This window comes from Desulfococcus multivorans (genome assembly GCF_001854245.1).
Classification (GTDB): domain Bacteria; phylum Desulfobacterota; class Desulfobacteria; order Desulfobacterales; family Desulfococcaceae; genus Desulfococcus; species Desulfococcus multivorans.
This window is the reverse complement of sequence record NZ_CP015381.1, coordinates 4,148,282-4,167,472: the sequence shown is the minus strand read 5'-3', so window position 1 is coordinate 4,167,472 and position 19,191 is coordinate 4,148,282. Positions and strand designations below refer to the sequence as shown.

Here is a 19,191-nt window from a genome sequence, read left to right as displayed (position 1 = left end):
ATGCCCGTCAGGGCCATAAAAAATTTAACGTTCCCAAATAAAACCAAAAACGCTGAGAAAACCGAAATGATTTAAATTGGTTGAGACTTGCCAAAATTTCAGAATTTCGTCAAAGGACTCAAAATCCTCCGGGCGCAAGCCCATGCGGGTTCGATTCCCGCCCCCGGCACCATAGAACTCAAGGGGTTAGCCGTTTCGGTTAGCCCCTTTTTTTGTGGGGAACGCCGCAATCGATGCAGGGGCGAACACACATCATGTGCGAACACACAGGTTCGCCCCTACACCGTGCGATGATGGATTCGTGTGGATGCCAACCACGTTGATTTCGCCCCAATCAATGTAGGGGCGGACCTGCGTGTCCGCCCTGATGTCGCGTGTCCACCCGATACCCGTGTGCCGGCCCGATGCCATGCCCCGTGACACAATGGGCGAACCGGCATCAGGAGTGGGGCGAACACACAGGTTCGCCCCCTATCACCATGCACGGTAAATGATTAGCGTTCAGTATGACCGGCCGGTCTTCGCCGTTGGCGAATATGTTTGCGCGAATCGGCGTTGCCTGCCAGATACATTACACCTGGCCACAGAGAGGCCCAGATCGCCGCCAGGACAAGCAGGGACGGCAAAAGCTCCCAGTTGAAAACGGCAGCGCCCATTCGTACGCCCGACCAATAGGCTATGGGACCGCCCAATGCGCCGAGGAGAGCGCAAAGAAGCAAACGGGACTTCAGCCAGGCCAGACTGTGATGGACCAGGGTCGCCAGTCCCAGCCAGATGACCATCAGCCAGGGGGGGATGGGGAAGCCCGGCGGGTCGAACGCGAAAAATCCGGAGACATTCAAGATCCCATCGATGATAATACCGGCGACGAGCAGCAACCCCATTGTCTTCAGGTCCTCCTTGCGCTTGTCGGACAGGATCAGATGAATCGCCAGCAGCGGCAGCGAAATCATCCCCCCGATGTTTCCGTATCGGATGCAGACAAACCAGATAACCTGGTAGATCGCGATATTTACGAATGCGTTCATAAATCCACCTCGTATTTACGGTTTCCCGGTCGGGTGGCGACGATATGCACCACGCTTATGGCGCGTTCCCGAAAGCCGCCTTCGCAGTAGGCGAAATAGTATTCCCAAAGCCTCCGGAAAGTCTCGTCGTAGCCTTTTTCCCTCAAGGATGAAAAGGCGGCGTTGAAACGCCTTCGCCAATCTTTCAAGGTCCTGGCATAGTGGCGCCCGAAATCCTCCATATGGCGCACCACCATGTCTGTTTCGCGGGCGATGAGATCGATCATGCGGCGATTGGAGGGCACGCTGCCGCCCGGGAAAATATGGCGCTGGATAAAATCCACCGACCGCACGTAGGAATCGTAGCGCTGATCCACTATGGTAATGGCCTGCAGGAGCATAACGCCGTCTTTCTCGAGCAGGCTGCCGCATTTTCTGAAAAATTCGGGCAGGTATTTGTGGCCGACGGCTTCGATCATTTCGATGCTGACCAGTTTGTCGTACCGGCCGGTGAGATCCCGGTAATCTTGTTTCAGCAGAGTAATTCTATCCGCCAATCCCGAGGCGGCGATCCTCCTGCCCGCTTCCTCGTACTGGGCGTCGGAGATGGTGGTCGTCGTGACGCGGCAGCCGTAATTGCGGGCCGCGTATATGGCGAACCCTCCCCAGCCGGCGCCGATCTCGACGACGCGGTCCGTCGGTTTCAAATCCAGCTTGCGGCAGACGACATCCAGCTTGTTCAGCGAAGCATCCTCCAGACTGCTCTCCTTTTGGGGATATATGGCCGACGAGTACATCATTGTCGGATCCAGAAAGCTCTTGTACATATCGTTGCCCAGATCGTAATGGGACAGGATATTGCGTCTTGCGCCCCGCTTGCTGTTACGGTTTCGATAATGGGAAAACAGCTGAAATGGACGCAAAAGCCAGGCGAAACCGCGCTCCATCTTATTCAATTGCTCTGTGTTGAGGGCCATGAGCCTGACGAGCGCGACCAGATCCTCCGAGTCCCATAGATGGTCCACATACGCCTCGCCGGCGCCGATGGAGCCGCCGAAGAGCAGTTTGCCGTAAAATCCGGGGTGACGCACCGTAATACGAGCCGTCACGCCCTGCGCCCGCCCCAGAATCCGCTGATCATCCCCCTCGGTCAAAACGATCTGGCCGTGTTGGATGCGATCCAGCATCTTCAAGACCAGGGACCGCGCCCATTTGTCCGTTACAGATATGTTCGACTCTGATGAAACGCTTTTGCAAGTATTTAAATTGTCATTTATCTCGGCGGCTTTCATATCATCTCCTCCTTGCTCCGGTAGGGGATGTAGGGCACCCCTTTCAGAAAAATCCGCAATGCCTCATAATAGATGCCGCTCACGATAAAGGCGGTCATTGCAGGCTTTTTCAGTAAATTTCTTTTGACACTGTCCATTGAAAGCGGGTAGCGGGCCAAGTCGAGGTCGGCCGAGAAAATGCGGCCGCGCTCGTCGTGAACTGCAAGACCGACGCCGATCCTGTCGCCCGGCTCTCCGATCTTCCATCGGTAGAACTGGTTGTCCGGGTTGAAAGGCGAAACATGGAACGCTTTCGCATGTGTTGGAAAGCGCTTTCCGTCCGCCACGTAAAAGCCGTATTGATGGCGTTCGTTCCAGGGAATATTCGAGACTTCGGCCAGAAAATGGGTAAATCGTCCCTTCTCATCAAATCCATAGTAGAAATTGACCGGACTGAAGTACATCCCGAACGTCCGCAAATTCATCAGGCCGCATACCTGTCCGCCGACGGGACGGCCGGTCAGTTCTTCCATCCGCTCTCGGACACTGTCGCCGAGGGGCCGGGCCGGGTCGCCCAGGTAGTCCGGGCGGTAAAACCGGCTCGCGGCCCATTTTTTGGCGGAAAACCACCTTCCGAGCGACGGAAGCCGGTCCAGTTCGTCCAGATTCAAAAACCACATGAAGAAGTTATAATAGAACTCATGCGGCTTGGGGGTATATCGTCGATGGGATATTTTTCCCGCGTAGATCGCTGATTTCATGTGTCTCCTCCAGCATATCGCACACCCTCAGGGCGCTACGCACCCCGTCTTCATGGAATCCGTTAAACCAGTAGGCCCCGCAGTAATGGATGTTCGACGCCCCCGAAATATTCTGCCACTGCTTCTGGGCGGCGATGGCGCCTGTGTCATACACGGGGTGGCTGTAGGTAAACCGAGCCAGCACGTGGGCGTCATCGATCTCTTGGTTGAGGGTCACCAGATAAGTGTGCCGTTTTTCGAGGCGTTGCAGGATATTCATGTTGTAGGTTAAGGTTGTGAATTCCCTGCCTTCATCCGCAATGCGGTAGTTCCAGCTGGCCCAGGCGGACTTTCGCTTGGGAAGCCGGGAGATATCGGTGTGCAGGACGACCTGGTTTTCTGAAAACCGGAAGGCTTCAAGGACTTTCCTTTCGCTTTCCGTAGGCGGGTCCAGAAGTGCGAGGGCCTGGTCGCCGTGACAGGCAAGCACCACCTCGTCAAACCGGCAAGATCCCCCAGCTGTTTCCACGATTACGCCGTTTTCCGTGCGCCTCACCTTTCGCACCGGCGTATTCAGCTTTATTTTCCCCCGAAATCCCTCTGTCAGCGGCCCGATGTAGCGGCTCGAACCGCCCTTGATGGTGTACCACTGCGGCTGGTCGATTACGGTGAGCAGACCGTGATTGTCGAAAAAGCGGACGAAGAACTGGAGCGGAAAATCGAGGCAGCTTTCAAGTCCCATGGACCAGATCGCCGAGATCATGGGGAGCAAATAGTTCTCCTTGAAAAGAGCGCCGTAGGAGGCCGTTTCCAAATACTGGCCGATCGTGCGACTCTGGTCGTTGTCTTTTTCCTTTCTCGCATCCTTATTGAACCGCAGGATATCCAGAAGCATATTCCAGAACTCGGGCCGCATCAGATTGCGCCGCTGAGCGAAAAGACCGTTCAAATTGCGGCTGCCGTACTCCAGATCGGCGGCGTCGTTCCTGACCGAAAAACCCATCTCAGTGGCCTGATAGGATACGCCGATATCCTTCAGGAGCCTCATGAAATTCGGATAGGTGCGGTCGTTGAATACAATGAAACCGGTGTCGATGCTCGCTTTTTCCCCGTCTTTTTCCACACCGACGGTATGGGTATGACCTCCGACATAGTCATTGGCCTCGTACAGTGTGATATCGTGGCGCCTGGAAAGATAATAGGCGCAGGCGAGCCCTGAAATTCCCGATCCGACGATTGCTATTTTCTTCATTTTCTAACCATCCTCTGAGCCAGCCGCAGCAGCAAACTGCGCGGCAGAAAGTTCAACATTTTCAAAATGCAGGTAAAGCGCTTGGGAAAATGGATTTCCAATTTTCTGCGGGCGATGCCGTCGCGAATATGTCTGCCGGCCTCTTCCACACTGATGCGAAACGGCATGGGAAAGTCGTTCCGGTCGGTCAACGGGGTTTTTACAAAACCAGGGCATACCAGGCTGACATCAATTTTCTCTTTGTACAGGTCGATACGCAGTGTTTCCATCATGTAGGCTACGGCCGCCTTTGATGCCCCGTAAGCCTCGGCCCGATGCAGTGGCAGATATGCGGCTGCAGAGCCGATCCCAACCAGGTGCGGCCGCGTCCCCTTGCGCAACAGCGGCAGAACCCCCTGGATGGAAACGGCCATGGATTCCACGTTGTGCCGCATGACTCTCGCCACAAGTTCGCTGTCGAAATCCGGCAAGTCGATATACTCGCATGTACCGGCGCTCAGAACGGCCAGGTCCAGGCTCTCGAGAGACGCGAACCATTCCAGGCTGTTCTTGCGGTCGGTCAGGTCCACTTTTCCGGTATGAATTCCTTTTGCTTCCAGCTCCGACAAGGCCTGCTGGTTTCGTCCGATGGCCCAGACCTCGTGTCCCTCGCCATGGTAATCCAGGGCCAGCTGCCTTCCAATGCCCGATGTTGCTCCTGTAATCAGAATCTTCATGAGCCCAACCTCTTTTTGACATAGGTTACGATACGACCAAGAAAAGCAATCTGTTCGTACAGCATGGCCCCGAGGTCGAAGTAGTCCCGATGGAAACAGGCCTTTCCGGACCCGTCGAATTGAAGATAACTGGCTCCGGGAACCCGGATTATCCCGCCGTTCCCGAGCCTTGGATGGGAGAACGCCATCTCCCACTGCACATAACCCTCGGAGCCGCTTCCAAGATGATGGACAAACCGAAATTGGGCCGGATCAATATTTTCGTACAATTTGGCAAAGTAACGGGTGAGCCCCTCCAACCCGAAAATTTCATGCGCCGGATCCACGAACCGGATATTTTGGGTATAAATGTCTTGCAACCTATCCAAATTATTTGAATTTAGACTTTGGTACACATCGAGGAATTTTTCCATGGTTTTTTCCCCTCTATTTTTCCGACGTTGCCGGTTTCAGGAGTTGGTTTCTCAAGTCTTCATCCATAGGATTTTCCGGGCTAAGCCATATGCCGAAGTAGATTTCGGCAAAGTCGGACGAGGCGATGGTCACCAGTTCTTGCTGATTCAAAACAAGCGTGGTCGTTTGCCTGCTCGCATCGTAACAGAGTGAGTACGAATCTCCTTCGCGCACATCCCGGTAGGCATTGTGAAGCCGTTCGATTTCGAAGTTAACACTTGCCAGTTTTTCCGGCGTATGCTGGCGAGAGAGTATCTTGAAAGCGCTCATTTTGAAGTCATCCGCTCTTAATGCGACATTGTAGTCCAGTTTCAGGCACCGGGAAGTGCCGGCATCGAGAATTTCATCGGCTGCCGCCGGGTTTTGCAAGTACAGGGCGGCGTCATAAACCTTTATGAACCCCAGATACCGGAATTCGCCCTTTCCATGCAGCTCCAGGCCGGCAATACTCCCGAAAGCGGCAGCGGGTAAAAACATAACCAGAAAAAACATTATGATGGCAATGTGGGGCATTTTAATGTCCTCCGTGCGTATATATGAATCAGACCCTTTTCATTTGACATTAAGGTAATGAAGATGCGCAACGGAGCAATAATTGAAAAAATGCAGGTTAATGGTAGGAAAACCTGTCATTCAAATATTTTTGATAGATCAATGCCTGGGCAATCAACGTAGGAACGGACCTGCGTGTCCGCCCCTTCTCCCGCGGTATCAAAACCATATCAATATAACTGTATAGGTAAAACCCCTATGAAAATGTTGCTTTCCCCTATTGAAAAATTCAAGCGGAACCCATAGAAAATAATTTAAGTTCGATGTTTTCCCAGCCCCATTTCCTGTATCGGCCTTTCAAGCAACCCTTCTCCCCTCCTTCATTCCCTTTGGGGAGGATCGGACGCATTGACAATCTCTCTTCGGGACAGTGCATTCGCCGTGCGCGGCGCAGCCGGCGGCCGTTGGGCGCACCGTCTGAAATTCAAGACCAACGCAGCCTCGGCCGGAGAAATAAAGAAAAAGATCCTACACCGTAGAAATCCGCCGGCGGATCAGGTCCGTCGAGGTGTCAACGGGAGGCAACAGGAGGCGAACATGGACAGGAACCTCTGGCTCAAACATTATCCCGAAGGCATTCCCGCCGAAATCAATCCCGATCAGTTCACGTCGATCCCGGATCTCATCGAGAAAATCACCCTCAAGTTCGGGGAGAGACCGGCCTATCACAATCTCGGCCATACCCTGGACTTCTCGGAACTGGATCGGCTGTCGCGGGATTTTGCCGCCTTTCTTCAAAGTCTGCCGGGACTGGGCAAGGGGGAGCGCGTCGCCGTTATGGCGCCGAACCTGCTGCAGTACCCGGCGGCGCTCTTCGGCATCCTGCGGGCCGGCATGATCGTGGTCACCGTCAACCCGCTCTACACGCCGCGCGAGCTGGCCTTTCAGCTCAAGGACGCCGGGGCGAAGGCCATCCTCATCCTCGAAAACTTTGCGGTCACCCTTCAACAGGTGCTCGGACAGACGCCGATTCAACATGTGATCACCACCCAGGTCGGGGATCTGCTCCCTGTCCCGAAGCGCTGGATCGTCAACCTGGTCATCAAACGGGTGAAGAGAATGGTGCCCGCCTGGCGAATCGACGGCGCCATCCCGCTTCGGTCGGCCCTCGAGCGCGGTGCGAAGTTGCCGCTCAAGCCGGTCGGGATCGCACGCGACGACATCGCCTTTCTCCAATACACCGGCGGCACCACCGGCGTCCCCAAGGGCGCGGTGCTGACCCACCGCAACGTTCTGGCCAATCTGGAGCAGACAGGCGTATGGCTCTCGCTGCATTTCAGGGAGGGGGCCGAAATCGCCGTCGCGCCGTTGCCGATGTACCACATCTTCTGCCTGACCTCGACCCTCTCCTACATGAAGTGGGGCAGCCTCATCGTGCTCATCACCAATCCGCGCGATCTCCCGGCCCTGGTCAAGGAACTGGGGCGGTGGAAATTCAGCGTGATCACCGGGGTCAATACCCTGTTCAACGGCCTGTTGAATACCCCCGGATTCGATCGCCTCGACTTTTCGGCCCTCAAGGTGACCGTCGGCGGGGGCGCGGCGGTGCAAAAGACGGTGGCCGAGCGCTGGCATCAGGTGACCGGAGGGTATATCACCGAAGCCTACGGCCTGACCGAGGCTTCGCCCGGCGTCACCGGGAACCTGTTGGGAACCCCCTGGAACGGCACCATCGGCCTCCCCTTTCCCTCCACCGACGTGTCGATTCGCGACGATCATTTCAACGAACTGCCGGTCTGGACCGGGGAAGGCGAGATCGAGAAGCACATCGGCGAGATCTGCGTCCGGGGTCCGCAGGTGATGCGGGAATACTGGAACAATCCCGGGGAAACCGCCAAGGTGATGCAGGAGGGCTGGTTACGGACGGGAGACGTCGGCTGCCTGAATGCCAATGGCCATGTGACGCTCACGGACCGCAAGAAGGATGTGATCCTGGTCTCCGGCTTTTCCGTCTATCCCAACGAGGTCGAGAGCGTCATCGCGTCGCATCCGGGCGTATTCGAATGCGGGGTGGTGGGGGTGCCCGACGAAAGATCGGGCGAGGCGGTGAAGGCGGTGATCCTGAAGAAAGACCCGAACCTCACCCGGGAAGCGGTGATCGCCCACTGCCGGACCCAGCTCACCCCCTACAAGGTGCCGCGGCATGTGGAATTCCGGAACGTTCTTCCCAAAACGCCCATCGGAAAGGTCCTGCGCCGGAAATTGAGCGACGAGAAAAAGCTATAGCGGCTTCAGTGGGGAAAAAATGCATGGTCAGCTTCCAATTTTCGGGGCTGACGCCAGATATGCAATCATTTGCCGGCCGGGATTCTGCTTTACGGAAAGGAAAAGAATCATGAACCTGATACTGCGCCCCGGCACCATTGAAGATGCTGAAGCGTGTGGAAGAATTGCTTACGAGGCGTTCAAATCCATCGCCGATCAACATAACTTTCCTTCTACAAAACCTTCGATAGAAGCGGCCACATCGGTGATAATGGTACGGCTCTCGCACCCGGGTTTCTCTTCGATCGTGGCGGAACTGGATGGAAGGATAGTCGGCAGCACCTTCCTGGATGAGCGTTCGGTGATTGCGGGAGGCGGTCCGCTATCAGTCGATCCTGCCTTTATGAATGCTGCGATCGGGCGTCAGCTCTGTGAGGCGATGGTGGGCCGGGCGGCTCAACGGCATTTTCCAGGCATGCGGGGTGTGGTGAACGCCTGGCACTATCGCGCGCTTGCGCTTTACACCAAATTCGGTGGGACCATCCGGGAGACGCTCTCCGTGATGCAAGGGCAGTCCCTTGCCCTAAAGATCCCGGGCTACGGTGTTCGCCCCGCACGAGAAGCGGATGTATCCGCCTGCAACCGACTGTGCTTCCGTGTCCATGGCCATGATCGAGGCGGCGAACTGGTTGACGCGATCCGTGAGGGAGGGGCGAACGTGGTTGAACGCCTGGGCAGGATCACCGGCTACGCCACCGGAATCGGCTGGTACAGCCACGCTGTCGCCGAGACCAATGACGATTTGAAGGCATTGATTGGCACTGCGACCGAATTTACCGGCGTGGGTTTTCTGTTGCCGTCGCGCAACGGAGACCTCCTTCGCTGGTGCCTGAATAAGGGGCTTCGCGTCGTCTTCCAGGCGAACCTCATGACCAGTGGTCTTTATAATTGGCCCGTCGGTGCCTACATGCCTTCGAGCACCTACTGATCATCATCGAAAAACAGACTTCACGCATTGGAGGAAAACATGACCGGAAAGATCGGGCAGATCAAAACCAGTGTCCAGGACGCCAGGTCGGGAAAACTGGTGTTCCTGTCGCATTGCATCCTCAACCAGAACGCCTGTGTGCGGGGCCTTGCAAGCCAGCCGGCCGTGATTCGCGAAATGGTGGATCTGGCGCTCGCCAACGATGTGGCGATGTACCAGATGCCTTGCCCGGAGGTGACCTACCTGGGCTCGATGCGCTGGGGCCAGGTCAAGAAAATGTACGCCACTCCCATGTTTCGCAGGCATTGTCGCCGGATCGCCGAACAGATCTGCGACCAGATTCAAACCTATCGCGACAACGATCATCAGGTGCTCGGCATCGTCCTGAGGGACGGCAGCCCGACCTGCGGCCTCAAGTGCGCCGCGGTCGAAGCGGATTCCGAACAGATTTGGGGCGGCATGGTCTGGCATGCGAACCCGCTTCAACGCTTCGGGGCCACTGAGGGGGTCTATACCGAAGCGTTGAAGGCCGAGCTGCAGGATCGCGCTATCGAAGATATCCGGTGGTTCAGCCTGCCCGAGGTGCCGGAGGCCGGCTCGCTGCCGGAGGCATTGCAGCAGATCGCGTCGGCGTTTCGGGAAGGGGCAGCCCGATGAACTCTGTACAGGACATGCTGAAAATCTTTTGCCCCATGCCTCCCGTAGCTCGCCGCCCCCTTTTGGTGATGTCATGAATACCGTTTCTGTTACCTTCATTTTGAATCGCAGGCTGGTTACGACGGAAATTCCCACGGATACGGTGCTGCTGGATCATATCCGAACCCGGGAGAAATTGACCGGTACCAAGCAGGCCTGCCGGGAGGGGGATTGCGGCGCGTGTTCCGTGCTATTGGGTCGTTTTCAAGAAGGGGGATTGACCTATCGCGCCGTCAACAGCTGTTTGTTGCCCATGGCGGCGGTGCACGGCTGTCACGTCGTCACCATTGAAGGCTTGAACGCCGGCACATTGACCCCGATTCAACAGGCCCTGGCGGACAATGGCGGTGTGCAGTGCGGATTCTGCACCCCCGGTTTCGTGGTCGCCGTCACCGCTTATTTTTTGAATGCAAAAACCCTGAACGTGGACGATTCATGCAGCGCCGTCAGCGGAAATCTGTGTCGATGCACCGGCTATATGGGGATCAAACGGGCTTTGCGGCAACTGGTTCGGCAGTATACAGTGGCGGACATGGAAAAGCGTCTGCCGGATTTGATCGATAGGCAGATTCTGCCGCCGTATTTCGAAACGATCCCTGAAAGACTGGCGGCCATTCCCGCCCCGCCGGAAACGAAACCCGGTCCGGACGCATTGATGGTGGCCGGGGGTACCGATCTGTTTGTCCATCCGCCTCAGCGGTTCGCAGATAGGGAGTGGGTTTTTCCGGACACCCCCCAGGAGATCCGTCTCACGCCGCAGGGGTGCCGGATCAAGGCCGGCACCACTCTGGAAACCCTGAAAAACGCACTGGTGATGAATGAACTGTTCCCGCAGTTCAGCAGCGACATGCAAATGATCTGTACCCCCCCGATCCGCGAACGCGCCACCATTGGAGGGAATCTGGCGAATGCCTCGCCGATCGCCGATATGGCGGTCTTTTTCCTGGCCCTTGACGCGCAGCTGCTCCTGATTTCCCGAACCGGCGAGCGCCGTTCGGTAGCGTTGAAGAATTTTTTCAAGGATTATAAACAGGTGGATCTGCAGATCGGAGAACGGATCGATGAACTCCGGTTCGTCTGCCCTCAGCCGCCGTTGTCGTTCAGTTTTGAGAAGGTCGGCAAACGCCGGTATGCCGATATCGCCGGCGTCAATTCCGCGCTGTTTATGGAATTGCGGCAAGACATTCTCCAGACGGTCCATTTGTCCGCAGGAGGCGTGGCTCCGGTACCGTTGTATCTGGAGAAGACCTGCGCATACCTGTCGGGGCGACCCATCAGCAGTGCCGGGATTCGGCAGGCACTGGACATCGCCCAAACGGAGATCACCCCGATTTCGGACCTGCGTGGGAGCAGCGAGTATAAACGTTTGTTGTTGCGGCAACTCATCATCGCACATTTCGTAAAATTATTGCCGGATTTCGTGAGAGCGGAGGATCTGTTATGAAAAACCGCGATGTGGCGTTGCATCTGTGCGGTGAGTCGAGGTTTGTTGACGATATCGTATTGCCGCCCGACACCCTCCATGCCTTTCCATTGGTCTCGGGACTTGCCCACGGCGTGATTCAGCAGATCGATGTCGAAGCGGCAAGGGCGTTGGAAGGCGTGCTTGCGGTGCTTACGGCGGCCGATATCGCCGGCGCCAATCACATCGGCAATGCCGCCTTTGAAGAAGAACTGCTGGCGAATCGCGAGGTGCTGTATTGCGGCCAACCCATTGCGGTGATCGCGGCAAAGAGCGCTGCGTTGGCGAGGGAAGCGGCGGCGTTGTGCCGGGTGGCATATCAACCCCTGGAAGCGGTCTTCGATGCACGGAGGGCAGACGCCTTGGGACTGCATTTCGCTCCGCCCAGAACGTTTGTGCTGGGGGATGTGGATCGTGCCTGGGCGGAATGTGCCGTGATTGTGGAAGGCGTCAGCGAAACCGGTGCGCAGGAGCATGTCTACCTGGAGCCCCAGACCGCGTTGGCCTATCCCCTGGAAGATGGCGGCCTGAAGATTTTGTCGGCAACACAATCACCTGCTCTCACACAGAAAATAATTGCCAGGATTCTCGCCAAACCCATGCATCTCGTTGAGGTCGATGTGCTGCGGTTGGGCGGTGCATTCGGGGGGAAGGAAGAACAGGCCACGACCTGGGCGGCCCTCGCGGCATTGGCGGCGGATCAGACCGGGCGACCCGTCAAATTGGCCTTGACGCGCTCGGAAGATATGGCGTTCACCGGCAAGCGCCATCCCTACAGTGCGGATTTCAAAATCGGTCTCACCCGGCAGGGCAGGATCCTGGCTTACCAGGTCAAATTTTATCAAAATGCAGGGGCAATCACCGACTTATCCCTGGCGGTTTTAGAGCGGACCTTGTTTCATGCCAATGGCGGTTATTTTATTCCGAACCTCAAAGCCACCGCCGTCAGCTGCCGGACGAATTTGCGGCCGAATACGGCGTTTCGGGGTTTTGGAGCGCCGCAAGCCATGTTTGTGCTGGAATCCGCGATTTTTGCCGCAGCACGGAAGATGGGTGTGGATCCCGCCGTGATTCAACAGCAGAACCTGCTTTCCGAAGGCGATTCTTTTCCGTACGGCATGAAAGCGGAAAACGCCAGAGGCAAAGCAACCTGGCACCGGCTGCAGAAAGCTGTCCCCGGCCGGCGGGAAGCGATAGAGGACTTTAACCGCACGCATCGGTTCGAAAAAAAAGCCGTCGCTTTCATGCCGCTGTGTTTCGGCATTTCTTTTACATCCATTTTTTTAAACCAGGCCGGGGCCCTGGTGCATATCTATACGGACGGCAGCGTCAGTATCAGTTGCGGGGCAGTGGAAATGGGGCAGGGCGTTACGGATAAACTCACAGCGGTCGCTGCCCGCGTGCTGTCGATTTCCGAAAACCGTATCAAAATTGAAAGCACCAATACCACGCGGATTGCGAATATGTCGCCCACCGCCGCCAGCACCGGTGCGGACATGAACGGCCAGGCGGTGTGGATTGCCTGCCGGGAGCTTCTGGGGAATCTGAAAAAAATTGTCGCCGAAACCCTGGCGGCGGCCGAAACGGATACTGTCCGCATTCAGGAGGAAGTGGTGTATCTCAACAATATCCCGACGAATTTGACGTGGACGCAGTTGATCGGCAAAGCGTATATGGCCCGGGTTCCGTTATCGGCGCATGCCTTCTATGCCACCCCGAACCTCTATTTTGATTGCAGCACCGAAACCGGCAGGCCTTTCGCCTACCATGTCTATGGCTGTGCGGCTGTCGAGGTCACGCTGGACTGCCTGCGGGGGCGGTATCGTGTGGACAGGGTTCGGATTGTTCATGACGGCGGAAAGAGTCTGGATGTTCTGGTGGATACGGGCCAGATTGAAGGGGCGGTCCTGCAGGGCCTGGGCTGGCTGACCAGCGAGGAGATGATTTACCGGGACAACGGAATGGTGGAAACCGCCGATCTGTCGACTTACAAAATTCCGGACATCCACGCCGCCCCTGAAATTGAAACGGCATTTCTGGGGGAAGATCACCCGGACGGTTTATTCCGGTCCAAAGCCGTCGGGGAGCCGCCGTTGATGTATGCCATTGCGGTCTATTTCGCCCTGGCAAAGGCTGTTTGCGCCTTTCGTCCGGATTGGGAGCCCGTATTTGCCGCGCCGTTCACACCCGAAAAAGTGCTCATGGCGTTGTATCGAAGCCGCGGGTGAGGTCCGACGGAGAAGCTCGGCGCCCATCTGCCGCCGGCCGCCGCCTCCGATTCCCGGAGACATTTCAGCATCAGCACGCCCCTGACCGGAAGCCGTTTCGCAGAAATGGGCGAACACACAGGTTCGCCCCTACACCGTGCAATGGTGAATTTGTCTGCCAAATCATGTTGATTCCGTCCCTATCAAGGGTTTGTTCGTTTAAGATTCCGTCATTTTTGCAATTTCTTAAGACGGTCCCGAATGTTCCATCGCTCGATCAACACAGGGACACAAGCGGGAACCAGGTGCTCCCATGCCTGATGGGTCGCGATGCGCTCCCTTATGTCCCTGCCGCTAATCCCCTTTTTATCCGGCGAGACTTCCCACAGCACGTGCGTGATCAGGTCCAGTGATTTGAAATACTGCTGCTTGCGTTTTCCCCACTCGTCGTAAATGGTCAAAAAAAAGACGGCATCCATGGGTACATAGTATCGATAGCGCTCAGGAAAATTAATGGGGAAAGGCACAATCATGAAGTCGTGGGCTTTCAGGCCGGCATCGAGCAGCACTGCCTCGACCATCAAGTGGCGTTCATAGTAGGTCAGTGGGTTCGCCAATGCGCTGCTTCGCTTTGGATCCGCCGTTTCGGTTTTGGTTAACTGCGGGTCCGGATTGGTGATCCCGACGACCAGCCGCCGGCAAAGGGCTTTCCCGGCCAGTAGATACTTGAGATGGTCATTGTGCAGGACCTGGAACCGGCCATGAATGAAACCGATTTCATACAACTGTTGGGGATCTTTCATCTCAATACATCCAAGAGGGAACGATCGTTTACGGCCCGTTCTCGCCGGCCGGTACTTTCAGGATCAATGGTTCTGTTCGCCCAGGCCAGTAAGCCTGGTCCACCGGCGTATCCATGAGGCCTTGAAGTTTGGCTCGATCTAAATGGTTGATGATGAGGTACATAAGCTCTTTGCCGCGCACCAACCCCAAAGCACCTCCGGCAGCACTGACCTCATCATACTGCCGGATCCGGTCGCGGCGAACACCGGGCCCGCAGAAAACCAACGGCACGGCTTCACCCGAGTGGATCAACGGTCCGGCGCTGGGTGTCGAATGATCAGCGGTAACTACGATGAGCAGTTCCGGTTCGCCGATCAGTTCCGGCAAAACGGCGCCGATACCCTGATCCAACGCCTCGAGCACGCGTGTTTTATACAGTGGATCTTTACTGTGGGCCGCTTCATCCGGCATTTTTGTGTGGACGTGGATGAAGTCGTAATCGGCCAAAGAGGCCAACGCGGTCTGGATGCGTTGACATAGATCGTTTCCAGGGTCGGTGGTGTCTGCGACATGCCGCACATCCATACCCAGATAAGTGCAGAGACCGTGATATACGATACCACTGGCGATGCTCAGGCCGCGCATGCCGTTTAATTCTGCAAAAGGAGTGGCTTTTTTGAGGCGGCCGGCCCTCTGAGTCACCAGACCGTTCAATAGCGGCCGGCCCGCTTTTCGTCGCTTCCTGTTCACTGGATGCCGGGTCAATGTGTGATGCACCCATTCCAGGTACGATCCAATGGCCTTCGATGTATTCCGGGATTGGGGATCATCGGCGAACGTCCGCCAGGGCAACACTGCAGTCAATGCGCAACCTGCCGTAATGGGATCGGAGTCGGTCACGAAGGGCGTGACATCCCCGCTAAGGGTGAGGACGCCGCGAAATCCATGGGTATGGTGAAGACGAAACCGTATGCCGTCAGTAGAATAATCCTCGACAGCCCGGATGAACGATTGGATTTCATCATCCGAGGCCTGAGGTTTGCCTTCGATCAGAATAAGCGTCGCGTCGGGGGATCGCCTGACCGATACGAAATGTGCCAGAAGGGCGACTTCACCGGCATCCAGCGAAATGCCTGCGCCAAGTGCCTCAAGGGCGCCCCGCCCTGGGAAAACGTCCATGTCGTAGCCGAAAATAGCGAAATGTGCGTTCTCGCTGGGAAGCGCCTGGCCCAACAGCGCCGCATGGTAAAGTCCGTTGGCGCCGTTTTCTGCAATCTGGTCCAACGCCGGGGTTCGGGCGGCCTGCAGGGGTGTAAAATGGTTCAATTCCGGGTAGGACCGGTCACCAGCCCCGTCGAGAAGAATCATGATACACTTGTTGGCCATGGCCGGTCAATCTCCCCGCATTCACGTCAATCGCATGTCAAAGACACATCACCATCGTCCGTAAAATGTAAAACTATCAGAATTTATTAAAGATTAAAGTAGAGAAAAATTTTCCTGAAAGCATGCGGCGGATATTCCGAGGATAAAAGTCCAATCCCCAGGAAGCTATCGCCCAATTTGGCAAATCATGAATGCATTTACTATTTCTATACGCCGACGTTTCAATCTCTGTCAATTCTATTCCTGCAGAAAAGGGCAACATGATTTCCATCAACCTATCGAAATTATCAATAGATGAGGCATGGGCCATAAAAATAAAAAATTTGTAATGACCGTGCAAAACCGCCACAATAAGCCCCATGATTTTCGATATGCATGTACATACATCGCTATCCCCATGCAGTGGGATGACCGCCGATGAAGCGGTCCTGCGAGCCAAAGAACGGGGCCTGGACGGGATTTGCATCACCGACCACGACACCATGGATATCCGGCATACGCTTTCCGAAGGCATTCAGGAAAACGGCATATGCGTGATATTCGGCATGGAATACAGCACCTCTCAGGGCGATTTTTTAGTATTCGGCCCCTTCGAGGGGCTTGCGCGCGATCTTCCGGCACATCAACTGCTGCAGACCGTCGAACGAAATGGGGGCGTTGCGGTAGCGGCCCATCCGTTTCGGAGAAAAAGACCCGTCAATGAAAAGATCATCCAGGAAGGACTTTGCGGTGCGATCGAAAGCTTCAATGGCCGCAATACCTTAGCGGAAAATCTGGCGTCCGAGCGCTGGCGTCGATCTTATGATCTGATGGCGTGCGGCGGCAGCGATGCGCACACGATCGACGAAGTGGGAACCGTCGCCACCCGTTTTTTCGTTCCTATTCGAACCCGCGCCGATCTGATCACGGCACTGAAAAAAAGGCGGTGCCGGCCTGAAATTCCCGCATTCATGCAACCGCGCGCTTGCGTTAACAGGGATAATTTTTCCGGGCAAACCCAAGCAGCGATCAATGATTGAAGACTGAGGATTGAAGGCTGAAGACTGAAGGGGTACGCTTGGACCCCCTAACCACATACATAATCACATACCCCCCCTTCGCTTTCCACTCTCCAACCGGTCTCTGTCATGAACGCCGCATGTCGTTTTCCACCACCACATCCACCAGTTCGTTCCGGTCATCCGGGCCGGCGGGAAACTTTTCCGATAGAATCCGGCCCACCTCCTCGACGGCCCGGCAGATGCCCTCCGCCGGCTGCCCATCCCGGATCGCGCGGGCCGTCGCGGCGGCGATCTCTTTCCACCGGGTCTCGTCAACGGCGGCGTGGATGCCCCGGTCGGCAAGGATCCAGACCTGGCGCTCCAGAACGGAGATATAGATGAGAACGCCCGTCTCTTCGCGCGTCCGGTAAAGGCCTTTGCGGAAAAATTGGATTTGGGCGCCTTCCCGGACTTCTGCCGCCATTTCTTCTTCGCGGATGAAAAGCCGCTTCAGGGTATGAACGCGCCGGATGACGGCATGACATCCCAGAAACAGGGAAATCAGGATCCCCAGGAAGATCCACATGTTCGAAGGACCGGCCCAGAACATTCTCCCCAGCACCGGCGTCAACGCGACCGCCGCGGGGAATGAAACGGCGGCCGCGCCGAGCATGGCGGCCATGGGATAATCATGGCTCGCGGGAACCAGCATCACGACGATTTCGCCCCGGGTTCGCCGCTCTGCCTCGCGGACACACGCTTTAATCCGATCCCGGTCCACCTCGGCAATGAATCGTTCCATTACATCTTTCATGAAATCTCCATCCGCATCCGACCTACCAGCCGCCTGAAGCCCCGCCGCCCCCGAAGCCGCCGCCGCCGCCCGAGAAACCGCCACCACCGCCGAACTTGCCGCCGCCGATGGAGATTCCGCCGCCGAGTGGAAAGCCCCTGTATCTTGTCCTGGGCCGTCCTCCGGGTTTGCGCGGGCCGCTGCGGCCGGCAATGCCGGCAAATACCGACAGGAGGAATCCCGCAATCAAACCGATGCCGGCCAGGACGATCAACACCACCGGTCCGGGCGAAAATGCCGTATGGCCAAGGAAAGGCGCCAGGATACCGCCGGCCGTCGTGCCGAGGCGTCGACTCACACCGCCCAGCAGAAGGACAATGACAACGAACATGAACAGAAACGGGAGGATATCGTCAACGCCGATGCCGCGGTCGGTCTTCCCGGCTTCCGCCGTAAACTCCCCTCGCACCGTATCGATCATGGCCTGAACACCGTTGGCCACCCCTTCATCGAAGCGACCGGCCTGGAATTCCGGCACGATGACGCGGCGGATGATGCGGCCGGCCTGAAGATCGGTCAGGCGGCCTTCCAACCCGTAGCCCACTTCGATCCGGACCTTGCGCTCGGCCCTGGCGATGAGCAGGACGGCGCCGTTGTCGCGTCCCTCCTGTCCGATGCGCCACTGCTCCGCGACTCGCATTGAAAATTCTTCCAGTATTTCCCCTTCGAGGGACGGCACGGTAAGCACGACGATCTGTGTCGATTCCGTTTGTTCCAGGTCTTTCAGCAGCATATCGAGCCGATGCACGGTGTCCTGCGAAAGCATTCCGGCGTAATCGTTGATACGCCCCCGGAGGGGGGGCACATCCAGGGCAAGGGCCGCCTGGACCGTCAGCACCATGAGTGCCGACAAGGCTGCGAGCGCCATGCATATGCCGCGGGTTATCGTCGATCCTGAGCGCATGACCCGCCGTCCTAGAACTTCACTTTGGGAGCGGTCCTGGCCGCTTCATCGGCCTTGATATATTCTTTCCGCTTCAGATGCAGCAGAATGCTGTTGGTGAGGCTGTTGGGGAAGCTTCGGATCGAGCTGTTGAACGTCTCGACGGCCGCGTTGTACCGCTGTCGGGCCACGTTGATCCGGTTTTCCGTTCCTTCAAGCTGATTCTGGAGGTCCTTGAAGGTTTCATTGGCTTTGAGATCCGGGTATCTCTCGACCACCACCATCAGGCGGGAAAGCGCCGAAGACAGCGCTCCCTGGGACTGCTGGAAGCGCTCTACCGCGGCAGGATCGCTCAGTTCGTCGGTGGACAACTTGACGGAAGTGGCCTTGGAGCGGGCATTGATAACCCCCTCAAGGGTTTCGCGTTCGTGGGCGGCATAGCCCTTGACCGTCTCCACCAGGTTGGGGATCAGATCCGCACGCCGTTGAAGGGTCGCCTCCACGTCTCCCCATGCCTTGAAAACCTTTTCTTCCTGCTGCTGCATGGTATTGTAGCCGCAGCCGGTGAAGGTCATGGTAGCCATCGCCGTCAACACTAACATGATCCGAACCAGCGAAACGCGTTTCATATCCGAAGCTCCTCTATTGATGATTTCTGATCGCGGGAATTGGCATATAATTTAACTCGACTTTCGGCTTTCGGCTTTCATAGGCCGGTGCCGGGAGGATACGGCCCGCGCCCCGCGCGGTTTCGTTC

The 19,191-nt window shown here is 56.6% G+C and carries 19 protein-coding genes; 6 read left to right on the top strand and 13 right to left on the bottom strand.

Features of this window, described 5'->3' with window-relative positions:
- Positions 1 to 494 precede the first annotated feature (494 nt).
- From dmul_RS18190 to dmul_RS18160, 7 genes are all read right to left on the bottom strand, one after another.
- Positions 495 to 1,028, bottom strand: coding sequence for a DUF2878 domain-containing protein (locus dmul_RS18190; RefSeq protein WP_020877151.1), 534 nt, complete (start codon positions 1,026 to 1,028; stop codon positions 495 to 497).
- Positions 1,025 to 2,194, bottom strand: coding sequence for an SAM-dependent methyltransferase (locus dmul_RS18185; RefSeq protein ID WP_234979131.1), 1,170 nt, complete (start codon positions 2,192 to 2,194; stop codon positions 1,025 to 1,027). Before dmul_RS18185 ends, dmul_RS18190 begins: the two co-directional genes overlap by 4 nt.
- 101 nt (positions 2,195 to 2,295) lie before the next feature.
- The gene (locus dmul_RS18180; protein WP_020877153.1) at positions 2,296 to 3,039 is read right to left on the bottom strand and encodes a DUF1365 domain-containing protein; all 744 of its coding nucleotides are present in this window, start codon (positions 3,037 to 3,039) and stop codon (positions 2,296 to 2,298) included.
- On the bottom strand, positions 2,978 to 4,270 hold the full coding sequence (locus dmul_RS18175; RefSeq protein WP_020877154.1) for an NAD(P)/FAD-dependent oxidoreductase: 1,293 nt from the start codon (positions 4,268 to 4,270) through the stop codon (positions 2,978 to 2,980). Before dmul_RS18175 ends, dmul_RS18180 begins: the two co-directional genes overlap by 62 nt.
- On the bottom strand, positions 4,267 to 4,986 hold the full coding sequence (locus tag dmul_RS18170; RefSeq protein ID WP_020877155.1) for an SDR family NAD(P)-dependent oxidoreductase: 720 nt from the start codon (positions 4,984 to 4,986) through the stop codon (positions 4,267 to 4,269). Before dmul_RS18170 ends, dmul_RS18175 begins: the two co-directional genes overlap by 4 nt.
- Positions 4,983 to 5,399: a nuclear transport factor 2 family protein gene (locus dmul_RS18165; RefSeq protein ID WP_020877156.1), complete on the bottom strand. Its 417-nt coding sequence runs from the start codon at positions 5,397 to 5,399 to the stop codon at positions 4,983 to 4,985. The genes dmul_RS18170 and dmul_RS18165 overlap by 4 nt, the downstream gene beginning before the upstream one ends.
- A gap of 13 nt (positions 5,400 to 5,412) precedes the next feature.
- Positions 5,413 to 5,952, bottom strand: a complete 540-nt coding sequence (locus dmul_RS18160; protein ID WP_020877157.1) for a chalcone isomerase family protein — start codon at positions 5,950 to 5,952, stop codon at positions 5,413 to 5,415.
- A gap of 576 nt (positions 5,953 to 6,528) precedes the next feature.
- On the opposite strand from dmul_RS18160, the gene dmul_RS18155 reads away from it, so the two are divergent.
- From dmul_RS18155 to dmul_RS18135, 5 genes are all read left to right on the top strand, one after another.
- Positions 6,529 to 8,217: a long-chain-fatty-acid--CoA ligase gene (locus dmul_RS18155; protein WP_020877158.1), complete on the top strand. Its 1,689-nt coding sequence runs from the start codon at positions 6,529 to 6,531 to the stop codon at positions 8,215 to 8,217.
- Between the two features lie 109 nt (positions 8,218 to 8,326).
- Complete coding sequence (locus tag dmul_RS18150; protein ID WP_020877159.1) at positions 8,327 to 9,184, top strand: GNAT family N-acetyltransferase; 858 nt, start codon at positions 8,327 to 8,329, stop codon at positions 9,182 to 9,184.
- 39 nt (positions 9,185 to 9,223) lie between these two features.
- Positions 9,224 to 9,841, top strand: coding sequence for a CD3072 family TudS-related putative desulfidase (locus dmul_RS18145; protein WP_020877160.1), 618 nt, complete (start codon positions 9,224 to 9,226; stop codon positions 9,839 to 9,841).
- A gap of 73 nt (positions 9,842 to 9,914) precedes the next feature.
- Positions 9,915 to 11,324, top strand: coding sequence for an FAD binding domain-containing protein (locus dmul_RS18140; protein ID WP_020877161.1), 1,410 nt, complete (start codon positions 9,915 to 9,917; stop codon positions 11,322 to 11,324).
- Positions 11,321 to 13,570 carry a molybdopterin cofactor-binding domain-containing protein gene (locus dmul_RS18135; RefSeq protein ID WP_020877162.1) on the top strand — a complete coding sequence of 750 codons (2,250 nt, stop codon included), beginning with the start codon at positions 11,321 to 11,323 and terminating at the stop codon, positions 13,568 to 13,570. Before dmul_RS18140 ends, dmul_RS18135 begins: the two co-directional genes overlap by 4 nt.
- 209 nt (positions 13,571 to 13,779) lie before the next feature.
- Here dmul_RS18135 and dmul_RS18130 read toward each other — a convergent pair whose 3' ends face one another.
- The 3 genes from dmul_RS18130 to dmul_RS19885 all read right to left on the bottom strand — a co-directional run bounded on the left by dmul_RS18130 (position 13,780) and on the right by dmul_RS19885 (position 16,079).
- Complete coding sequence (locus tag dmul_RS18130) at positions 13,780 to 14,352, bottom strand: nucleotidyl transferase family protein (RefSeq protein ID WP_020877163.1); 573 nt, start codon at positions 14,350 to 14,352, stop codon at positions 13,780 to 13,782.
- A 28-nt stretch (positions 14,353 to 14,380) separates the two neighbouring features.
- The gene (locus tag dmul_RS18125; RefSeq protein WP_020877164.1) at positions 14,381 to 15,718 is read right to left on the bottom strand and encodes a BPG-independent phosphoglycerate mutase family protein; all 1,338 of its coding nucleotides are present in this window, start codon (positions 15,716 to 15,718) and stop codon (positions 14,381 to 14,383) included.
- 76 nt (positions 15,719 to 15,794) lie between these two features.
- Positions 15,795 to 16,079: a hypothetical protein gene (locus dmul_RS19885; protein ID WP_040415194.1), complete on the bottom strand. Its 285-nt coding sequence runs from the start codon at positions 16,077 to 16,079 to the stop codon at positions 15,795 to 15,797.
- Between dmul_RS19885 and dmul_RS18120 the strand changes: the two genes are divergently transcribed.
- A complete protein-coding gene (locus dmul_RS18120) occupies positions 16,078 to 16,737 on the top strand; it encodes a PHP domain-containing protein (protein ID WP_078081351.1) in 660 nt (219 codons plus the stop codon). The genes dmul_RS19885 and dmul_RS18120 overlap by 2 nt on opposite strands.
- 106 nt (positions 16,738 to 16,843) lie before the next feature.
- Here the strand turns inward: dmul_RS18120 and dmul_RS18115 are convergent, their stop codons facing one another.
- The 3 genes from dmul_RS18115 to dmul_RS18105 are packed head-to-tail and all read right to left on the bottom strand — an operon-like array spanning position 16,844 to position 19,063.
- Positions 16,844 to 17,512: a TPM domain-containing protein gene (locus tag dmul_RS18115; protein WP_020877166.1), complete on the bottom strand. Its 669-nt coding sequence runs from the start codon at positions 17,510 to 17,512 to the stop codon at positions 16,844 to 16,846.
- 22 nt (positions 17,513 to 17,534) lie between these two features.
- Positions 17,535 to 18,455, bottom strand: a complete 921-nt coding sequence (locus tag dmul_RS18110; protein WP_020877167.1) for a TPM domain-containing protein — start codon at positions 18,453 to 18,455, stop codon at positions 17,535 to 17,537.
- 11 nt (positions 18,456 to 18,466) lie between these two features.
- Positions 18,467 to 19,063, bottom strand: a complete 597-nt coding sequence (locus dmul_RS18105; protein WP_020877168.1) for a LemA family protein — start codon at positions 19,061 to 19,063, stop codon at positions 18,467 to 18,469.
- Between the last annotated feature and the right edge of the window lie 128 nt (positions 19,064 to 19,191).

Excerpts from the sequence above, each read along its gene's own strand:
- dmul_RS18190 (WP_020877151.1), bottom strand. The coding sequence starts at position 1,028 with ATGAACGCATTCGTAAATATCGCGATCTACCAGGTTATCTGGTTTGTC.
- dmul_RS18185 (WP_234979131.1), bottom strand. The coding sequence starts at position 2,194 with ATGCTGGATCGCATCCAACACGGCCAGATCGTTTTGACCGAGGGGGAT.
- dmul_RS18180 (WP_020877153.1), bottom strand. The coding sequence starts at position 3,039 with ATGAAATCAGCGATCTACGCGGGAAAAATATCCCATCGACGATATACC.
- dmul_RS18175 (WP_020877154.1), bottom strand. The coding sequence starts at position 4,270 with ATGAAGAAAATAGCAATCGTCGGATCGGGAATTTCAGGGCTCGCCTGC.
- dmul_RS18170 (WP_020877155.1), bottom strand. The coding sequence starts at position 4,986 with ATGAAGATTCTGATTACAGGAGCAACATCGGGCATTGGAAGGCAGCTG.
- dmul_RS18165 (WP_020877156.1), bottom strand. The coding sequence starts at position 5,399 with ATGGAAAAATTCCTCGATGTGTACCAAAGTCTAAATTCAAATAATTTG.
- dmul_RS18160 (WP_020877157.1), bottom strand. The coding sequence starts at position 5,952 with ATGCCCCACATTGCCATCATAATGTTTTTTCTGGTTATGTTTTTACCC.
- dmul_RS18155 (WP_020877158.1), top strand. The coding sequence starts at position 6,529 with ATGGACAGGAACCTCTGGCTCAAACATTATCCCGAAGGCATTCCCGCC.
- dmul_RS18150 (WP_020877159.1), top strand. The coding sequence starts at position 8,327 with ATGAACCTGATACTGCGCCCCGGCACCATTGAAGATGCTGAAGCGTGT.
- dmul_RS18145 (WP_020877160.1), top strand. The coding sequence starts at position 9,224 with ATGACCGGAAAGATCGGGCAGATCAAAACCAGTGTCCAGGACGCCAGG.
- dmul_RS18140 (WP_020877161.1), top strand. The coding sequence starts at position 9,915 with ATGAATACCGTTTCTGTTACCTTCATTTTGAATCGCAGGCTGGTTACG.
- dmul_RS18135 (WP_020877162.1), top strand. The coding sequence starts at position 11,321 with ATGAAAAACCGCGATGTGGCGTTGCATCTGTGCGGTGAGTCGAGGTTT.
- dmul_RS18130 (WP_020877163.1), bottom strand. The coding sequence starts at position 14,352 with ATGAAAGATCCCCAACAGTTGTATGAAATCGGTTTCATTCATGGCCGG.
- dmul_RS18125 (WP_020877164.1), bottom strand. The coding sequence starts at position 15,718 with ATGGCCAACAAGTGTATCATGATTCTTCTCGACGGGGCTGGTGACCGG.
- dmul_RS18120 (WP_078081351.1), top strand. The coding sequence starts at position 16,078 with ATGATTTTCGATATGCATGTACATACATCGCTATCCCCATGCAGTGGG.
- dmul_RS19885 (WP_040415194.1), bottom strand. The coding sequence starts at position 16,079 with ATGGGGCTTATTGTGGCGGTTTTGCACGGTCATTACAAATTTTTTATT.
- dmul_RS18115 (WP_020877166.1), bottom strand. The coding sequence starts at position 17,512 with ATGAAAGATGTAATGGAACGATTCATTGCCGAGGTGGACCGGGATCGG.
- dmul_RS18110 (WP_020877167.1), bottom strand. The coding sequence starts at position 18,455 with ATGCGCTCAGGATCGACGATAACCCGCGGCATATGCATGGCGCTCGCA.
- dmul_RS18105 (WP_020877168.1), bottom strand. The coding sequence starts at position 19,063 with ATGAAACGCGTTTCGCTGGTTCGGATCATGTTAGTGTTGACGGCGATG.